Origin of the sequence: Corynebacterium sp. HMSC067D03 (assembly GCF_001811185.1) — a bacterium.
Taxonomy (GTDB): Bacteria; Actinomycetota; Actinomycetes; order Mycobacteriales; family Mycobacteriaceae; genus Corynebacterium; species Corynebacterium coyleae.
This window is the reverse complement of sequence record NZ_KV803842.1, coordinates 1-388: the sequence shown is the minus strand read 5'-3', so window position 1 is coordinate 388 and position 388 is coordinate 1. Positions and strand designations below refer to the sequence as shown.

1 pseudogene is annotated in these 388 nt (G+C 59.8%); it reads right to left on the bottom strand.

Annotated features, from left to right (window positions below):
* A pseudogene (locus HMPREF2785_RS12005) lies at window positions 1-334 on the bottom strand (HNH endonuclease); the annotation flags it as partial.
* Window positions 335-388: the final 54 nt, after the last annotated feature.

The following is a 388-nucleotide window of genomic DNA, read 5'->3' as shown; positions in this document are numbered from 1 at the left end:
CCTCGGTCGGGTGAAACGCCGCGACTTCCAACACATCACCGAAGTGCTGCGCGAGAAACTCCGCACCCGTCATGGTGGTGCCATCCGTCAAGGTCAAGGTGACCTCGTCACCGGCACCGGATTGGATACGCGTCCATTCGGGAAGCGGCACCATAACAATCGGGCGTGGTACTGCATGCGGCACCCCACCACCATCGCCATCACCGCGCAAGATACCCATAAGCGCATCAGCCATCTGGCCGGCTGGTGGCAGTTCCGTATCGATCAGCCCACGCAGCGTGTGCTCAATATCAGCAATATTGCGCGCCGAATGCGTCAAGTGCAGCGTTGCCATACCCTCACGCGCCTTAGAGAAACGCACTTGCTTTTCAGGCGCGGGTTTCTTCGC